Source organism: Faecalibacterium sp. IP-3-29, from assembly GCF_023347335.1.
Classification (GTDB): Bacteria; Bacillota; Clostridia; order Oscillospirales; family Ruminococcaceae; genus Faecalibacterium; species Faecalibacterium duncaniae.
Genome location: NZ_CP094471.1, coordinates 1,589,322 through 1,606,476 on the forward strand (window position 1 = coordinate 1,589,322; position 17,155 = coordinate 1,606,476).

Annotated in this window: 17 protein-coding genes; 15 read left to right on the plus strand and 2 right to left on the minus strand. The window is 57.1% G+C overall.

The features are described 5' to 3' along the window. The first annotated feature begins 113 nt into the window (after positions 1 to 113). The 4 genes from MTP40_RS07605 (at position 114) to MTP40_RS07620 (ending at position 6,098) form a co-directional block, all read left to right on the plus strand. On the plus strand, positions 114 to 2,201 hold the full coding sequence (locus MTP40_RS07605; RefSeq protein ID WP_097771886.1) for a glutamine synthetase III family protein: 2,088 nt from the start codon (positions 114 to 116) through the stop codon (positions 2,199 to 2,201). 202 nt (positions 2,202 to 2,403) lie between these two features. Beyond that, positions 2,404 to 3,723, plus strand: coding sequence for a glutamine synthetase family protein (locus MTP40_RS07610; protein WP_249259113.1), 1,320 nt, complete (start codon positions 2,404 to 2,406; stop codon positions 3,721 to 3,723). Positions 3,724 to 3,798: 75 nt separating this feature from the next. Further along, entirely contained in the window at positions 3,799 to 4,368 is a 570-nt protein-coding gene (locus MTP40_RS07615; protein ID WP_249259114.1) for an ANTAR domain-containing response regulator, read from the plus strand. Between the two features lie 98 nt (positions 4,369 to 4,466). Beyond that, positions 4,467 to 6,098 (plus strand): CTP synthase, encoded by a 1,632-nt coding sequence (locus tag MTP40_RS07620; protein WP_156064447.1) that lies wholly within the window; start codon positions 4,467 to 4,469, stop codon positions 6,096 to 6,098. A 115-nt stretch (positions 6,099 to 6,213) separates the two neighbouring features. Here MTP40_RS07620 and MTP40_RS07625 read toward each other — a convergent pair whose 3' ends face one another. Together MTP40_RS07625 and MTP40_RS07630 are read right to left on the minus strand one after the other, a co-directional pair. Beyond that, positions 6,214 to 6,972, minus strand: a complete 759-nt coding sequence (locus tag MTP40_RS07625; protein WP_249259115.1) for an RICIN domain-containing protein — start codon at positions 6,970 to 6,972, stop codon at positions 6,214 to 6,216. Positions 6,973 to 7,233: 261 nt separating this feature from the next. Next, positions 7,234 to 8,430: a cation:proton antiporter gene (locus MTP40_RS07630; RefSeq protein WP_156073935.1), complete on the minus strand. Its 1,197-nt coding sequence runs from the start codon at positions 8,428 to 8,430 to the stop codon at positions 7,234 to 7,236. 326 nt (positions 8,431 to 8,756) lie between these two features. On the opposite strand from MTP40_RS07630, the gene rpsF reads away from it, so the two are divergent. The 11 genes from rpsF (at position 8,757) to MTP40_RS07685 (ending at position 17,144) form a co-directional block, all read left to right on the plus strand. Further along, positions 8,757 to 9,041 carry a 30S ribosomal protein S6 gene (gene rpsF, locus MTP40_RS07635; RefSeq protein ID WP_005933510.1) on the plus strand — a complete coding sequence of 95 codons (285 nt, stop codon included), beginning with the start codon at positions 8,757 to 8,759 and terminating at the stop codon, positions 9,039 to 9,041. A gap of 30 nt (positions 9,042 to 9,071) precedes the next feature. Next, positions 9,072 to 9,551: a single-stranded DNA-binding protein gene (locus tag MTP40_RS07640; protein ID WP_005933513.1), complete on the plus strand. Its 480-nt coding sequence runs from the start codon at positions 9,072 to 9,074 to the stop codon at positions 9,549 to 9,551. A 46-nt stretch (positions 9,552 to 9,597) separates the two neighbouring features. Further along, positions 9,598 to 9,855, plus strand: coding sequence for a 30S ribosomal protein S18 (gene rpsR, locus MTP40_RS07645; RefSeq protein WP_050762800.1), 258 nt, complete (start codon positions 9,598 to 9,600; stop codon positions 9,853 to 9,855). A gap of 160 nt (positions 9,856 to 10,015) precedes the next feature. Next, the gene (locus MTP40_RS07650; protein ID WP_249259116.1) at positions 10,016 to 10,231 is read left to right on the plus strand and encodes a hypothetical protein; all 216 of its coding nucleotides are present in this window, start codon (positions 10,016 to 10,018) and stop codon (positions 10,229 to 10,231) included. Between the two features lie 93 nt (positions 10,232 to 10,324). Next, positions 10,325 to 11,341: a LacI family DNA-binding transcriptional regulator gene (locus MTP40_RS07655; RefSeq protein WP_117476108.1), complete on the plus strand. Its 1,017-nt coding sequence runs from the start codon at positions 10,325 to 10,327 to the stop codon at positions 11,339 to 11,341. 60 nt (positions 11,342 to 11,401) lie between these two features. Then, entirely contained in the window at positions 11,402 to 12,742 is a 1,341-nt protein-coding gene (locus MTP40_RS07660) for an extracellular solute-binding protein (RefSeq protein WP_242885383.1), read from the plus strand. 96 nt (positions 12,743 to 12,838) lie between these two features. Further along, the gene (locus tag MTP40_RS07665) at positions 12,839 to 13,690 is read left to right on the plus strand and encodes a carbohydrate ABC transporter permease (RefSeq protein ID WP_098922200.1); all 852 of its coding nucleotides are present in this window, start codon (positions 12,839 to 12,841) and stop codon (positions 13,688 to 13,690) included. Continuing rightward, positions 13,690 to 14,532: a carbohydrate ABC transporter permease gene (locus tag MTP40_RS07670; RefSeq protein WP_249259117.1), complete on the plus strand. Its 843-nt coding sequence runs from the start codon at positions 13,690 to 13,692 to the stop codon at positions 14,530 to 14,532. Before MTP40_RS07665 ends, MTP40_RS07670 begins: the two co-directional genes overlap by 1 nt. 13 nt (positions 14,533 to 14,545) lie before the next feature. Continuing rightward, the gene (gene malQ, locus MTP40_RS07675; protein WP_249259118.1) at positions 14,546 to 16,024 is read left to right on the plus strand and encodes a 4-alpha-glucanotransferase; all 1,479 of its coding nucleotides are present in this window, start codon (positions 14,546 to 14,548) and stop codon (positions 16,022 to 16,024) included. Positions 16,025 to 16,343: 319 nt separating this feature from the next. Continuing rightward, positions 16,344 to 16,790, plus strand: a complete 447-nt coding sequence (locus MTP40_RS07680; protein WP_005933531.1) for a hypothetical protein — start codon at positions 16,344 to 16,346, stop codon at positions 16,788 to 16,790. A gap of 24 nt (positions 16,791 to 16,814) precedes the next feature. Continuing rightward, positions 16,815 to 17,144 carry a hypothetical protein gene (locus tag MTP40_RS07685; RefSeq protein ID WP_097771250.1) on the plus strand — a complete coding sequence of 110 codons (330 nt, stop codon included), beginning with the start codon at positions 16,815 to 16,817 and terminating at the stop codon, positions 17,142 to 17,144. The last annotated feature ends 11 nt before the right edge of the window (positions 17,145 to 17,155 follow it).

Here is a 17,155-nt window from a genome sequence, read left to right on the forward strand (position 1 = left end):
GACTCGCAGCGCCGTTTTTGTTAAAAAGCTTTTCGCTGTTTTCGGGCCGCAGTTCGGCGGCGGGAGACAGTTTCGGAAGGGACAGACATAAGATCAAGTAAGGAGTAGGATTTATGGCAGCAAATGTTATGGAAATCTACGGCAGCAAGGTCTTTAACGAGCATGTAATGAAGGAGCGCCTGCCGAGCGCTACTTACAAGAGCCTGGAGCGCACCCTGCACAAGGGCGCACCCCTGGATATCGAGGTGGCAAACGTTGTGGCCAGCGTGATGAAGCGCTGGGCCATGGAGCTGGGTGCCACCCACTACACCCACTGGTTCCAGCCGCTGACCGGCATCACCAGTGAGAAGCACGACGGCTTTGTGAGCCCCGTGGGCGACGGCACCGCCATCATGGAGTTCTCCGGCAAGGAGCTGGTGCGCGGCGAGCCCGATGCTTCCTCCTTCCCCTCCGGCGGCCTGCGTGCCACCTGCGAGGCCCGCGGCTACACCGCATGGGACCCCACCAGCTACGCTTTCGTGAAGGATGACGTGCTGTGCATCCCCACTGCTTTCGTCAGTTACACCGGCGAGGCACTGGACAAAAAGACTCCCCTGCTGCGCTCCATGAACGCACTGTCCGGTCAGGCCATCCGCATCCTGAAGCTGTTTGGCAAGGATGTTGATTACGTCTCCACCACCGTCGGCCCCGAGCAGGAGTACTTCCTTGTCAAGAAGGAGGATTACGAGGCACGCCAGGATCTGATCCTCACCGGCCGCACCCTGTTCGGTGCTCCCTCTGCCAAGGGTCAGGAGCTGGAGGAGCATTACTTCGGTGTCATCCGTCCCGAGGTCTCCGCATTTATGAAGGAGCTGGACGAGGAGCTGTGGAAGCTGGGCGTTCCCGCCAAGACCAAGCACAACGAAGTGGCTCCCTGCCAGCATGAGCTGGCCCCCATCTTCGACACCACCAATGTTGCCATTGACCACAACCTGCTGACCATGGAGATGATGAAGAAGATCGCTCCCAAGTACGGTTTGGTCTGCCTGCAGCACGAGAAGCCCTTTGAGGGTGTGAACGGCAGCGGCAAGCACAACAACTGGTCCATGTCCACCACCCACGAGAACCTGCTGGACCCGGGCGACACGCCCATGGAGAACCTGCAGTTCCTGGTATTCCTGGCCGCTGTCATCAAGGCAGTGGACGAGTACGCCGATCTGCTGCGCACCTCCGTTGCCACCCCGGGCAATGATCACCGTCTGGGTGCCAACGAGGCTCCTCCGGCCATCATCTCGATCTTTGTGGGCGAAGAGCTGGAAGCTGTCATCGATGCCATTGCATCTGATTCTCCTTATGCCGGCCCCGTCAAGATGAAGATGGATCTGGGCGTGGATGTCCTGCCCAAGTTCAGTAAGGACACCACCGACCGCAACCGCACCTCTCCCTTCGCCTTCACCGGCAACAAGTTCGAGTTCCGTATGCCCGGTTCTGCTGAGAACCTAAGCGATGCCAACACCATCCTGAACACTGCTGTTGCCAAGGAGCTGAAGGGCTACGCTGACGAGCTGGAGGGCGCTGAGGACTTTACCAGCGCTGCCATTGCTCTGATCAAGCGCACCATCCGTGACCACCGCCGTGTCATCTTCAACGGCAACGGCTACACCGCCGAGTGGGAAGAGGAAGCAGCACGCCGCGGCCTGCCCAACAAGAAGAACACGCCCGCCGCTCTGCCCGCACTGATCGACCCGAAGAACATCCAGCTGATGGAGGATTTCGGTGTTCTGACCAAGATCGAGATGGAAAGCCGTTACGAGGTCGAGATGGAGCACTACTCCAAGATCATCAACATCGAGGCTCTGACCATGCTGGAGATGGCCCGCAAGCAGCTGCTGCCCGCCATCAACGCCTACATGAGCGAGGTTGCCAACACCGCCGCATCCAAGCTGGCCGTCAGCGAGGCCATCAGCGTGCGCAGCGAGACCAAGACTCTCACCCGCCTGTCCACCGATGCCGATGCCATGAGCGATGCCATCGATGCCCTGCAGGCTGCCGTGGATACCGCTGAGGCCATGACCGATGAGAGTGCCAAGGCTGTCTCCTTCCACGATGACGTTCTGCCCAAGATGGATGCTCTGCGCGCCGCTGCTGACGATGCCGAGACCATCTGCGGTGAGGACTATTGGCCTCTGCCCAGCTACAGCAAGATGCTTTACTATGTCTGATCTTTCTGACATAGCTTGATAAGCATCGCTGGGTTGTTGGATTTTTAAGCCATTCCCCTTTTCCTATTTCTTACACCAGCCTAAAGACCTGCTTTGCGTATACGAAGCAGGCCTTTAGGCGTTTTTTAAGAACGCAAGCTGATTTTTCCAGTTTTGCACTGATGTGCCATTCGCCGCACCCTGCGGCTCGGAGGGAACCACTATGAGCTATAATACCCAACAGGACATCCTTGATTTTGTGGAGGACAACAACGTCAAATTCGTCCGCTTTGCCTTCTGCGATATCTTTGGCACCCAGAAAAACATCGCCGTGCTTGCCAGCGACCTGCCCAAGGCCATGGAGGATGGTGTCTGCTTTGACGGCAGCTCCATTGCCGGTTTTATGAAGGTGGAGGAGAGCGATCTTGTGCTCCGGCCCGATCTTTCCACCGTGACCATCCTGCCCTGGCGGCCCACCGAGGGCCGGGTGATGCAGTTCTTCTGTGACGTGGAAAAGCCGGACGGCGCTGCCTTTGGCGGCAACTGCCGCGGCTTCCTGCGCCAAATGAGCCGCAGCTTTCGCAAACTGGGACTGACCTGCAACGTGGGGGCTGAGTGCGAGTTCTACCTGTTTGAGAATGACGACCGGGGCCGCCCCACCCGCATCCCCATCGATTTTGGCGGCTACTTTGATGTAGCCCCGCTGGATGCAGGTGAGAACCTGCGCCGGGACATCTGCCTGACCATGGAGCAGATGGGCATGAGCCCCCAGCACAGCCATCACGAGAGCGGCCACGGTCAGAACGAGATCGACTGCCACTACGCCGGCCCCCTGAAAACAGCCGACCATGTGATGATGTTCAAGCAGATCGTGCGGGCTGTTGCCATGCGCAACGGCATCCACGCCAGCTTCCTGCCCAAGCCCCTGCCGGATCAGGCAGGCAGCGGCCTGCACATCAACCTTTCGCTCTGCATGGACGGCCGCAATCTGTTTGAGGGCGACATTGCCCCGGACAGCATTGCAGGCAGCTTTATGGCGGGTGTTCTGGCCCACAGCCGGGAGCTGACCGTGTTCACCAATCCCCTGCCCAACAGCTACCAGCGCTTTGGCTGTGACGAGGCCCCCCGCTATGTAAGCTGGAGCCGCCAGAACCGCAGCCAGCTGGTGCGCATCCCGCAGGTCAAGGGCAACAACTGCCGCATGGAGTTGCGCAGCCCTGACCCTGCCTGCAACCCCTATCTGGCCGTGGGTCTGGTCCTGGCCGCCGGTCTGGACGGCATCGAGCACCGGATGGTGCTGCAGGCCCCCATCAACAAGAACCTGTTCGATCCCACCGAGGCCGCAGGTCTTGGACTGGAAAGACTGCCTTCCACGCTGGAGGAGGCCGTGCAGGCCGCGCAGGAGAGCGAATTTCTGCACCGCGTGCTGCCGGAAGCGCTTTCGCATCGGTACTATGAGGAAGAGCTGAAGCGCTGTGCCGCCCTGAAAGCTGCCGCCGACCCGGCAGAGTACGAGCGGGTGCACTACTTCAACGCCATCTGAACCGCTTTTGAGGGAAAGTACGAAAGGGCAATGATTCGGCCCCTTGCCTGGATGTAAGAGAAAGGAGCGATTCAAATGGGACGTGCTCTGATCGTGAGCGCCGGAGCAAGCTCCAACGAGTACATCTCCGCGCGGCTGGCAGAGCTGGGATACACCCGGCCTACGATCATCCCCAGTGGTGCCGAGGCCCGGCGCAGGATGCTGGAATCCGATTTTGAGCTGATCGTGGTCAACGCGCCTTTGCCGGACGAGTTTGGCCACGAGCTGTGTTCCTCTGCCGTAGAAAAAACAGACGCAGGCGTGGTGCTGCTGGCCAAGGCAGCCGCCGCCGAGCAGCTGCTGACCCCCATGAGTGAGCAGGGGGTGCTGCTGCTGAGCAAGCCGTTCTCCAACACGCTGTTCCTGCAGGCCATCCATCTGGCCGCGGCCAGCAACCACCGCCTGCAGCTGCTCCGGCAGGAAAACGCGCGGATGCAGGAAAAGATCGCACAGGTACGGCTGGTCAGCCATGCAAAATGCTGTCTGGTGGAGCGGGAGCAGATGAGCGAGGTTGCCGCCCACCGCTACATTGAAAAGCGCGCCATGGACACCCGGCGCAGCCGTGCAGAAATTGCACAGGAAATCCTTGATTCTTACGAGGATTAGGATTATAATTTGGTGTTGTATGTTTTGTTCCGGATGCAGGCGCATCCGCACTGGGAAAGAATGATCTCTGAAAGATAAATTAGAGGAGGACTGAACAAATGGCAAAATTCATCTTTGTGACCGGCGGCGTTGTCTCCGGTCTGGGCAAGGGCATCACGGCGGCTTCTCTGGGCCGCCTGCTCAAATGCCGCGGACTGAAGGTCGCCAGCCAGAAGCTGGACCCTTATGTGAACGTGGACCCGGGTACCATGAGCCCCCTGCAGCACGGTGAGGTGTTCGTGACCGATGACGGCACTGAGACCGACCTTGATCTGGGCCACTATGAGCGCTTCATCGACGAAAATCTGAACAAGTACTCCAACCTGACCACCGGCAAGGTGTACTGGAACGTGCTGAACAAGGAGCGCCAGGGCGCTTATCTGGGTCAGACCGTCCAGATCATCCCCCACATCACCAACGAGATCAAGAATTACATCTACAACATGGCATCCTCTACCGATGCCGATGTGGTCATTACCGAGATCGGCGGCACCACCGGCGATATTGAGAGCCAGCCCTTCCTGGAGGCCATCCGTCAGGTGGGCCTGGAGCAGGGCCGCGACAACTGCTGCTACATCCATGTTGTGCTGGTGCCCTATATTTCCGGCTCCGATGAGTACAAGTCCAAGCCGGCCCAGCATTCCGTCAAGGAGCTGCAGGGCATGGGCGTGAACCCCGATATCATCATCCTGCGTGCTGACGGCAGCGTGGGCGGCGATATCCGCCGCAAGATCAGCACCTTCTGCAATGTCAAGCCTGAGTGCGTCATTGAGAACCTGACCATGCCCAGCCTGTACCAGTGCCCGCTGATGCTCCACACCAACGGCCTGGATGATGTGGTGGTGGAAAAGCTCAAACTGGACGTGCCCCCCGCCGACCTGACCGAGTGGAAGGGTGTGGTCTCCCGCATTGCCACCCGCAGCAAGACCTGCACCATTGCACTGGTGGGCAAGTACGTCAAGCTGCACGACGCTTATCTTTCCGTGATGGAGAGCCTGTACCACGCCGGTTTTGAGAACGACAGTCAGGTAGACATCAAGTGGGTGGAGAGCGAGGACCTGATCGATCAGGATGCCTGCAAAGAAGTGTTTGCTGACGTAGACGGCATCATTGTGCCCGGCGGCTTTGGTGACCGCGGCATCGAGGGCATGATCCAGGCCGCACAGTATGCCCGTGAGAACCAGATCCCCTACTTTGGCATCTGCCTGGGAATGCAGATCATGGTGATGGAGTTCGCACGCGGCGTGCTGGGCTATGCCGATGCCAATTCCAGCGAGTTCACCCCCGATGGTACCCACAATGTCATTGCCCTGATGGCCGACCAGCAGGGCAACATCCCCAAGGGCGGCACCATGCGTCTGGGCAAGTACCCCTGCACCGTCAAGCCCGGCACCAAGATGGCCGAGTGCTACGGCGAGGCTGAGATCTGGGAGCGTCACCGTCACCGCTACGAGTTCAACAACGAGTTCCGTCAGGAGATGGAGGATGCCGGGCTGGTCATTTCCGGCACCAGCCCTGACGGCCGTCTGGTGGAGACCGTGGAGCTGCCCGGCCGTGACTTCCATCTGGGCGCACAGTTCCACCCCGAGTTCAAGAGCCGCCCCAACCGCGCTCATCCCCTGTTCAAGGGCTTTATCGCCGCCGCACTCAAATTCCGCATCCATGCACAGCGCGGCATGATGCACGTCTGACCTTCTCAGGCGTTTCGTTCCAGTTCTCCTCGTAGGAGAGGCCTGTAAGATCGCAACAAAAAAGCAGCTGCACTCCGTGTTTTTACGGAATGCAGCTGCTTTTTGCTTGTATTACTTACTTTTTAGCGGCAGCGGCCTTTTTGCGGGCGGCGCGGCTGGTCTTTTTGGCGGCGGGCTTCTTTGTGGGAGCCTTGGCAGCGGGAGCAGCGGCCTTGACAGGCTCCGCCTTCACCTCTTCGGTCTTAACAGGCTCAGCGGGCTTTTCCTCAGCCTTTGCAGGCTCCTCCACGGGCTTTTCCTCCACAACGGGCTCTTCCTTGACCTCCGGCTTTGCCTCCTCTGCAGGAGCGCTCTCGACCACAGGTGCAGCCTCTACAACGGGCTCCTCTGCCTTCTTGGCAGGGGCACGCTTTGCGCGGTCCTTCACCTCGGAAATGGTCCACAGCTGGTCATCGCCTGCGGCCTCCTGCCAGATCTGCAGGATAGCACCATCGTTGGCACCCATGCCTACGGTATCGATGCACTTGCCGCTGGCCCAGGAAGAGCGCAGACGGACGGTACCGGCGGGGGTGGGCTCCACGGCCCACATCTGGGAAGTGCCGCCCACATCCTCCCACAGGTGCAGCCAGGTGCCGTTGGCGGTGCCGGTCATCATCAGGTCGATCAGCTTGCCGGATGCGCGGTTGCGGATGCGGTACACACCGTCACCCTCGCGCACAAAGGCCCACTCCTGCTCTGGCTTGTGCTCGTACTTGCCCAGGCGGATATCGCCGCCGTTGGTGGCCTTCTCCACGGCCTGAATGACACTGCCGCCCTTGGCAGCGATGGTATAGAAGCGATCTGCCTCGATCACGGTCTGCGCTACAGTTTTCATGTAAATCCCTCCAAGTTTGTTTCTTTTGAGCCAATCATTTTCGTTTTACAGGTAAATTATACCACCTGCTGTTATTTTTTACAAGGATTTCGCCATTTCTTTAGCACTATTCACAAAAGGGCCCCGCTTTTCAGCCCGTTTTGCACCGTTTGCGAAAACTTTTCGCCCCGTTTCTCCCCATAAAGCAGCAGCACCCCGCCATTTCTGGTGAGGTGCTGCTGTCGTTTTGGAAAACATCAAGAGGGTTCTGGCAGAGCTCCCTTACTGCTTTGCCTGACTGGGATGCGGCTGCACAGGCATTTTAGTGAACAGCGCTTTCAGGACCAGCGGAGTGGCCACACTGGACACGACGATGAGCAGGATGACGGCGGTGAAGTAGACGGAATCCACCACGCCGATGTCCAGGCCCTTCTGGGCCACGATCAGGGCCACCTCGCCGCGGGTCATCATGCCAACACCCACCTTGAGGGAATCACCCCAGCTGAACCTGCAGACCTTGGCCGCCAGCCCGCAGCCGATGATCTTGGTGATCAGGGCCACCACCACGAAGCACACGCTGAACAGCAGGATCTCCGGGGTCAGGCCGCTGATATCAGTTTTCAGACCAATGCTGGCAAAGAAGATGGGAGCAAACAGCACATAGTTGCTGATGTCCACCCGGCGCTCCACATAGGGGGCATCCTCCAGAGTGCACAGGACGATGCCTGCGATGTAGGCACCGGTGATGTCTGCAATGCCAAAGTAGGCCTCAGCAATGTAGGCCATGGCAAAGCAGAATGCCATACTGACGATGGTGATGCGCTGGGTGTGGGGGTTGCGCTTGTCCAGCCACTTCATGGCGTAATGGGCAATGAGGCCCACGCCGATGGCGGTGGCGAAGAACAGCACGGTGTTCATCAGCACCTTACCCAGCCCTGTACCGGTGCCGGAGCTGGCTCCCAGCACACAGGTCAGCACCACGATGCCGATGACATCATCGATGACAGCGGCACTGACAATGGTGGTGCCAAGAAAGCTCTTCAGGTGGCCCATCTCCTGCAGGGTGGCCACGGTGATGGACACACTGGTGGCGGTCATAATGGTACCGATGAAGAGAGCACGGTAGAACTCCTGGCTGCCCAACGCCGAGAAGCCGTAGAACAGACTATAAAGGAGCGTGCCCCCTGCCAGCGGCACCGCCACGCCCACACAGGCGATCAGTGTTGCGATGGGACCTGCTTTGATCAGCTCCTTCAGATTGGTACCAAGGCCCGTGGAGAACATCAGCAGCACCACGCCGATCTCTGCAAAGATAGAAATGGTATCGCTGATATGCACAAGGTTCAGCAGGCAGGGCCCAATGATCAGGCCCGCAATGATCTCGCCCACCACCTGCGGTGCCTTGCACTTGCGGGCCACCAGCCCGAAGAACTTGGCACTGAGGATGATGATGGCAAGGTTCCGAAAAACAGAATACATAAATTTGTCTTCCTCCGTTCTATTTCTTTATACAGGGCGGCCGGCCGCGCCCGCCATCCTATTTCTTTATTATATCGCCGCTCATTGCCAAAATCAAAATGATTCTCAATTTTTCTCGTTAAAAAAACAGACAAAGTTCACCAAAGCTTCAGCACAAATTTTTGTGCGGATTTTTGGGCCGCAGGGCTTGACAAAACAGCAGGGACTTGCTATAATAAATTGCTGTCTGAACAGACACGCCGCACACGGCAGGCGATGCCGCATGTCGTGTGTACCCTTGGCCTCATAACCTTGAGGCCCTTAAGTCCAAAAGGAGGTGCTACAAAATGGCAAAGTACGAAACCATGCTGATTACCAGCGCCGCTCTCGACGAGGAGGCTACCGCCGCTCTGGTTGGTAAGTTCAAGACCCTGATCGAGAACAACGGTACGATCGATTCCATCGACGAGTGGGGCAAGCGCCGTCTGGCCTACCCCATCAACGACGAGGAGGAAGGCGTTTACACTGTGATCAACTTCACCAGCGAGCCCAGCTTCCCCGCTGAGCTGGACCGTGTGTACAAGATCACTGAAGGTGTTATGCGCAGCCTGATCGTTGCCCACGAGGAGTAATCTTTTCGTGACAGAAAGGGAGACCGTAAAATGTTGAATGTTGTTGCTATCATGGGCCGTCTTGTGGCGGATCCTGAACTCCGCACCACGCCCCAGGGCACCAATGTGTGCAGCTTCCGCATTGCCTGCGACCGCAATTTTGTGCGTCAGGGTGAGCAGCGTCAGGCTGACTTCATTGATATCGTTGCCTGGCGTTCTCAGGCCGAGTTTGTTTCTAAGTATTTCCAGAAAGGCAGTCTGATCGCCATCGAAGGCTCTCTTCAGACCCGCCAGTATCAGGATAAGAACGGCAACAATCGCACGGCTGTGGAAGTCGTAGCCAACAACATTAGCTTTGCAGGCCCCAAGAGCAGCAATCAGGGCGGTGGAGCAAATTACCAGAATTCTGCTCCCGCCTACCAGAACGCAGCCCCTGCCCGTCCGGCTGCTGTGGAGGCAGCTCCCAGCTATTCCGCCGGCAGTGCAGATGATTTTGCTGTCATTGATGACAGTGATGACCTGCCGTTCTGATTTCGTAACGGTCTGACCGTTCAATTCTTATAGGAGGTAATAAGCAATGGCTTTTGAAAGAACCGAAGGCTCTCGCCCCGCACGCCCCATGCGTCGCGGCCGCAAGAAGGTTTGCAGCTTCTGTGTCGATCGCATCGACACCATCGATTACAAGGACGTGCCCCGTCTGCGTAAGTACGTCTCTGAGCGTGCTAAGATCATTCCCCGCCGTGTGACCGGCACCTGCGCTTATCATCAGCGCGCACTGACCACCGCCATCAAGCGTGCTCGTCACGTTGCTCTGATGCCCTACGTCAGCGACTAATCAGAACTTTATCAACCCATTCAAAATAATCAGCAATCAGCAAAGCGCTTTCACCGATGACAAGGTGAAAGCGCTTTTTTTGTTGTGTCTTTCGTTTGTGCAGTGCTCCCGACACTCAGTAGTCTGCCTGTTTCTTTTTGCTGCATTCTGGGAACATCTTATGGAACCGTTCCCGCAGTTTCCGGGCAGATCTCTCTCATCCATAAAATTGCATCATCCGGTCAAAAAGTTACAAACCGGTACGGTTTTCCCGGCATTTTATGATTTGTTACCGGGAATTCCTGAAATCAGCCGGTGTTTTGATGTGTTGGCAGATCAATCTGCACAAATGCAAGTTGATTCTTTGTACACCTTTTACGAAATTACTTCCATATGATTGATTTTTTGAACAAATTGTGCCATACTATAGCCACTGGAAACGTTCCCGACACCGTTCCCGAAAATCCAACCGAAAGCGAGGGCACGCGATATGACGATCAAGGACATTGCCCGCATCAGCGGCTGTTCTGTCAGCACCATTTCGCGCGTCATCAATGATCGGCCGGATGTCCGGCCCGAGACCAAGGAGCATGTGCTCAAGGTCATGCGGGAGGCAGGCTTTACCCCCAACACCAACGCGCGGCAGCTGAAGATCCAGCAATCCCGCAGCCTGGTGTTCGTGGTCAAGGGGACCCGGAACATCTTCTTCTCCGACTTCCTCGTTCAGCTGCAGCGGGCCGCTACCCTGTATGGGTACAACGGCATCGTCTCCTACCTGGACGAAAACGCCAACGAGATTGATGCTGCCGAGAAGATCCTGCGGGAGATCAAGCCCAAGGGCATGATCTTTCTGGGCGGCAGTGTCACGAACTTCCAGAACGGCTTTGCAAACATCTCCGTTCCCTCCGTGCTGGCCACGCTGGTCTCCAATGAATTGGACTTCCCCAACCTCTCGATGGTGGGTGTGGATGACCGGGCCGCAGCAAAAGCGGCAGTCTCCCATCTCATCGCACAGGGTCACCGCAAGATCGCGGTGTTGGGCGGCCCGGCCACCAGCTTTCCCAGCCGGATGCGCCGTTTGGGTGCGCAGGATGCCATGGAGGACGCAGGGCTTGTCCTTGACGATAAGCTCTATGGCCTGTCCAACTACGATTTCGAGTCCGCCTACCACGCCATGAACAGTCTGCTGGCCCGCCGGGCCGAGTTCACTGCCCTGTTTGCCATGAGCGATGTGATCGCCTTTGGTGCGATTCGGGCGCTGGTAAGCGCAGGGTTGCGGGTGCCGGAGGATGTCTCAGTGATCGGTTTTGATGGCATCACGATGTCCCGCTACTGCGTGCCGGTGATGACCACCATCGTCCAGCCCAGTGAACAGATCGCACTGCAGAGCATCGAGCTGCTGGTGCGGCAGATCGAACACGGAGCCCCGGCCCAGACCGTCACGCTCCAGCCGGAATTGCAGCAGGGCGAAAGCGTTTGCCCCTGCCGCCGGAACTATTCAGTCTAACTTCCGTCCTCATGCTGTGGACGGTGGCAGATATTAACCAAAAGAAGAAGGAGTACTACTATGAAAAAGATGATCTCTCGTCGTAACTTTCTGAAGGTCGCAGGCGCTTCTACCGCTGCTCTGGGCCTGGCTGCCTGTGGTGGTTCGTCCAGCTCCACCGCTTCCTCCACTGCCAGCTCTGCTGCCGGTTCCGAGACCGCTGCAAAGGCTGACGGCAAGGTCTACTACCTGAACTTCAAGCCCGAACAGGATCAGGCCTGGCAGGACCTGGCTGCTGCGTACACCAAGGAGACCGGCGTGCCTGTGACCGTTGTGACCGCTGCTTCCGGTCAGTACGAGACCACCCTGATGAGCGAGATGGAGAAGAGCGAGGCTCCTACCCTGTTCCAGGTCAACGGCCCTGTGGGTCTGGCCAACTGGAAGGATTACTGCTACGATCTGTCCGGCAGCAAGCTGTACGGCGAGCTGACCAGCGACTCCTTCGCCCTGAAGGATGGCGACGCTGTCACCAGCATTGCATACGTCATTGAGACCTACGGCATCATCTATAACAAGGAGCTGCTGACTGCCGCTGGTTACACCCAGGACGACATCAAGGGCTTTGATGATCTGAAGAAGGTCGCCGATGATATCCAGGCACGCAAGGCTGAGCTGGGCGTGGATGGTGCTTTCACTTCCGCCGGCATGGATGCCTCTTCTGACTGGCGTTTCAAGACTCATCTGGCAAACCTGCCCATCTACTACGAGTACAAGGCAGACGGCATCAGCTCCACCGATGCTATCAAGGGCACCTACCTCGACAACTACAAGCAGATCTGGGATCTGTACATCACCGATTCTACCTGCGACCCCACGCTGCTGGCTTCCAAGACCGGCAACGATGCCGTGGCAGAGTTTGTTGGTAAAAAGGCTGTCTTCTATCAGAACGGCACCTGGGCTTACAGCGACGTGAAGGATCTGGGCGACGACAACCTGGGTATGCTGCCCATCTATATCGGCGCTGAGGGCGAGGAGAACCAGGGCCTGTGCACCGGTTCCGAGAACTTCTGGTGCGTGAACAACACCTCTTCTGACGAGGACATTCAGGCCACTTTGGACTTCCTGTACTGGTGTGTCACCTCCGAGACCGGCACCAGCGCAATGGCTGATGATATGGGCTTTGTCATCCCCTTCAAGGCTGCAAAGGATTCCACCAACCCCCTGATCGCCATTGCAAACGACTACGTTGCAGCTGGCAAGACCAGTGTTGACTGGTGCTTCTCCACCATGCCTTCCGAGGAGTGGAAGAACGGCGTTGGTTCCGCTCTGACCGCTTACGCAGCAGGCACCGGCGACTGGAACGGCGTTGTGACCGCTTTCGTCGATGGCTGGGCTAAGGAGTACAAGCTGGCAAACGGCTAAGCATTCTCGGTTTTCTCTTTCCCCTTTTATTTGTGTAAACCGTAATGGGAGGCGGGCGAGCTGTTCGCCCGCCTCCTTTTGTTTTGGAGGTATATCATGCAAAAGGCCATCAGCAAATATTGGCCGGTGTTCGTGCTTCCTACGCTGATCGCGTTCATCATCGGCTTTATCTGGCCCTTTATCTGGGGCATCTTCCTTTCCTTCCAGCGCTTCACCACCGTGAGCAAGACCACCTTTGTGGGCATCCAGAACTATATTTCCGTGTTCCAGGATTCCACCTTCCTGCACGCTTTCGGCTTTACGGCAGCGTTCACTGTGGTCTCCACCGTGCTCATCAATGTCTGCGCCTTTGCCATTGCAATCGTGCTGACCCGCGGCATCAAGGGCACCAACATCTTCCGTACCGTCTACTTTATGCCCAACCTGATCGGCGGCATCCTGCTGGGCTACATCTGGCAGATCCTGCTCAACGGCGTGCTGGCAAACCTGCAAAAGCCCCTGCTGGCACTGGATGCCAAGGCCGGTTTCGTCGGTCTGGTCATTCTGATGTGCTGGCAGCAGATCGGTTATATGATGATCATCTACGTGGCCGGTCTGCAAAGCGTGCCCGGTGACCTGATCGAGGCTGCCAAGATCGACGGTGCTTCTGACCGCGAGATCCTGTTCAAGATCAAGCTGCCCATGGTCATGCCCAGCATCACCATCTGCACCTTCCTGACCCTGACCAACAGCTTTAAGCTGTTCGACCAGAACGTTGCCCTGACCGCAGGCGAACCTGCCAACGCCAGTGAAATGCTGGCCCTGAACATCTACAACACCTTCTATGGCCGCTCCGGTGCTCAGTGGAAGGGCATCGGCCAGGCAAAGGCTGTGGTATTCTTCCTGATCGTTGTGGTCATCTCTCTGGCGCAGCTCCACTTCACCCGTTCTAAGGAGGTCCAGCAGTAATGATTAAACAGAAAAAGTTGTGGGATAGCACTCTCACCGTCATCATGGCCCTGCTTTGCCTGCTGTGGATCTACCCCATTGTCCTGATCCTGCTGAACAGCCTGAAAAAAGAGGGTACCTTTACCACCTCTACCGTGTTCCAGCTGCCCACCAGTGAGAGCTTTGCAGGCCTTTCCAACTACGTCTACGGCGTAATCAAAATGGGCTTCCTCTCCAGTCTGGGCTACAGCCTTGTCATTACCGTTTCCAGTGTGGCCCTCATCCTGCTGTGCTGCTCCATGACAGGCTGGTACCTGACCCGGGTGAACAACAAGCTCAGCAAGTTTATGAACCTGCTCATCGTGTTCTCGATGGTCGTCCCCTTCCAGATGGTCATGTTCACCCTCTCCAAGACTGCAGATACCCTCAAGCTGAACACCCCCTGGAACATCTGCATCATCTACCTGGGCTTTGGTGCCGGTCTGGCTGTGTTCATGTTCACCGGCTTTATGAAGAGCGTTCCCATGGAGATCGAGGAGGCCGCCATGATCGATGGCTGTAACCCCATCCAGATCTTCTTCAAGATCGTGTTCCCCATCCTGAAGCCTACCATGATCTCCACCGCCATTCTGGAAACCATGTGGGTCTGGAACGACTACCTGCTGCCCACTCTGGTGCTGGATATCAAGAAGTACCGCACCATCCCCATGGCAATCCAGTACTTCCGCGGCGGCTATGGCCGTGTGGAGCTGGCTCCCATGATGGCCTGCATCATCATCGCCATCATCCCCATCATCATCCTGTACATGACCTGCCAGAAATACATCATTGAGGGTGTTGTTGCAGGCGCTGTCAAGGGTTAAGGAGGAGTTCACCATGCGAGCATGCGGCATTCTGATGCCCGTTTTTAGTCTGCCGGGGCCCTTTGGCATCGGCACGCTGGGGAAAGAAGCCTTTTCGTTCGTGGATTTTCTGGCCCGTGCAAAGCAGACCTATTGGCAGATCCTGCCCATTGGCCCCACCGGCTACGGTGACAGCCCCTACCAGAGCTTTTCCGCCTTTGCCGGGAACCCCTACTTTATCGATTTCCGTGTCCTGCACGAGCAGGGCTATCTGACCGCTGATGAGATTCCCGCTAAGGTTCCGGTTGGACCGGTGGACTACGGCGTGCTCTACCAGCAGCGCCCGGTGGTGCTGCAAAAAGCCGCTGACCGTCTGCTGGCTGCAGCCAGCGTGGAGTACAAAGACTTCTGCACGGCACAGAGCTTCTGGCTGGACGATTACGCCCTGTTCATGGCCATCAAGGCCGAACAGGGACAGGCAGGCCTGTGTGACTGGCCGGATGACCTGCGCACCCGCCAGCCCGCTGCCGTAGCCGCTGCCAGGGAGCGTCTGGCCGGGCAGGTGGATTATTTCAAGGCGGTGCAGTTCTTCTTCTACACCCAGTGGAACGCCCTGAAAGCCTATGCCAACAGCAAGGGAATCCAGCTGGTGGGAGATATCCCCATCTACGTCAGCCCGGATTCCAGCGATCTGTGGACGCGGCCGGAGCTCTTCCAGACCGACGGCCAAACCCACCTGACGCAGGTGGCAGGCTGCCCCCCGGATGCCTTTGCGGCAGACGGTCAGCTCTGGGGCAATCCGCTCTACGACTGGCCCCGCCACAAGGCCGAGGATTTTGCCTGGTGGAAGCGCCGGATGCAGCACGCTACTTCGATTTATGATGTCGTGCGCATCGACCACTTCCGTGGTTTTGAGAGCTACTACGCCATCCCTGCCGGAAACAAGACGGCGGCAGGCGGCCACTGGGAAAAGGGGCCGGATCGTGCTTTCATCGATGCCATCCACGAGACCCTGGGTCAGGGCGGCATCATTGCAGAGGATCTGGGATACCTGACCCCTGAGGTCAAGACCATGCTGGCTGCCAGCGGCTATCCGGGCATGAAGATCATGCAGTTTGCCTTTGACAGCCGGGAACCGGGCAACTATCTTCCCTACACCTACCCTCACAACAGCGTGGTCTACACCGGCACCCATGACAATGTGACCACCGAGGGCTGGCGGCAATCTGCCAGCCCCGAGGATGTCCACTATGCCTGCCGTTACCTGCGCTGCCTGCCCGAGGATCTGACAGAGGCTATGATCTGCGCCTGCCTTGCCAGTGTTTCGGATATGGCCATCATCCCCATGGCCGACTGGCTGCATCTGGGTGCGGAGGCCCGCATCAACACCCCCAGCACCCAGGGAGCCAACTGGCAGTGGCGGCTGGATACCCCGCTTACCAGTCTGCTGGCCGAGCATATTGCCGATCTGACAGCACTGTATGACCGGGCTCCGGCTGTGGCAGACCGCTAAAACGTTTCCTTCTTCTTTTCTCCCCATACAAAGACGGCAGGCACCAGCCCCTCCTTTCCGGAGGAACTGGTGCCCGCCGTCTCTTTTTGCATTATTTTCAATTTTCACACAACATTTTTTCGCCGCATCCCGCGCAGGACGTTCCATATATTTCCGCGCAGAACCGTTTCTTTTTTACAAAACGGCCACAGTATCTTCACAATTCTTTCGCATTTGGGGTTACATCGCTCTCTTGTTGTTTTTGGGCAATTATGCTATAATCCAATTAGCTTCATATCCGCCTTTGCGCGGATTTTACGAACGAAAGGAGTTTTCCACCATGGAATTTACCTATCAGAGCACGATGCAGCTGCCCGCGTCCTATGCGGTTCTCTCCGAAGATGAAATGGTCTACACCGTTGGCGGCGCTTTTGAGCTGAATATCAACGCGCAGGATGTCCTGAATTTCACCGTTAATGTCGGTGTCAACCTGGTACGTATGCTGGGTCAGGCTGCCATCAGCAACACCATTGCCGGTATCATTGACATGCGGAACGATGGTCTGACCACGATGGGTGCCATTGAGCATTACTGGGGCCGCCAGACTCCCGTTGGCAAGACCATGACTGTGGTTGCTGCCGGTTTTGCAGGCGTTTATGTCTACTACTGGGCTAGGTCTGCTATTGAGAGCTTCCTGTCCATTTACAATGACATGCGGAACATCTACAACGAGAGCGAAGCCAAAAATCAGGCACAGGCCGCAGGTACAGCAGCTCTGGCCGCCTGAGTAAATCTTTGAAAGGAGCCTTTTATGGAAAACTTGCGTATGCCTGCATCTTATGCAACGCTTCCGGAAGAAGAGCTGCCGGAGATCTTTGGCGGCGGAGAACTGGGAGATGCATTGGACAGCTTTACGGATAACCTCCACCTGGACGATTTCTTCTTTCAGGGGGGGATCCTCTCCATCTCCATCTCGTTTGTGCCTCTGCTCCTGTTCAATGTTGTTGTTTCCGGCTACCGGTTTGTAGAAAACATTTACAAGAACCTGTCCAACTGGTTCGGTTATCACGATGATACCTTCTCTGCCGTTTCTAGTTTCACGGATGAAATGCGCCAGAAACAGCAGCAGCGCGGTATCTGAGTCGTTTTCCC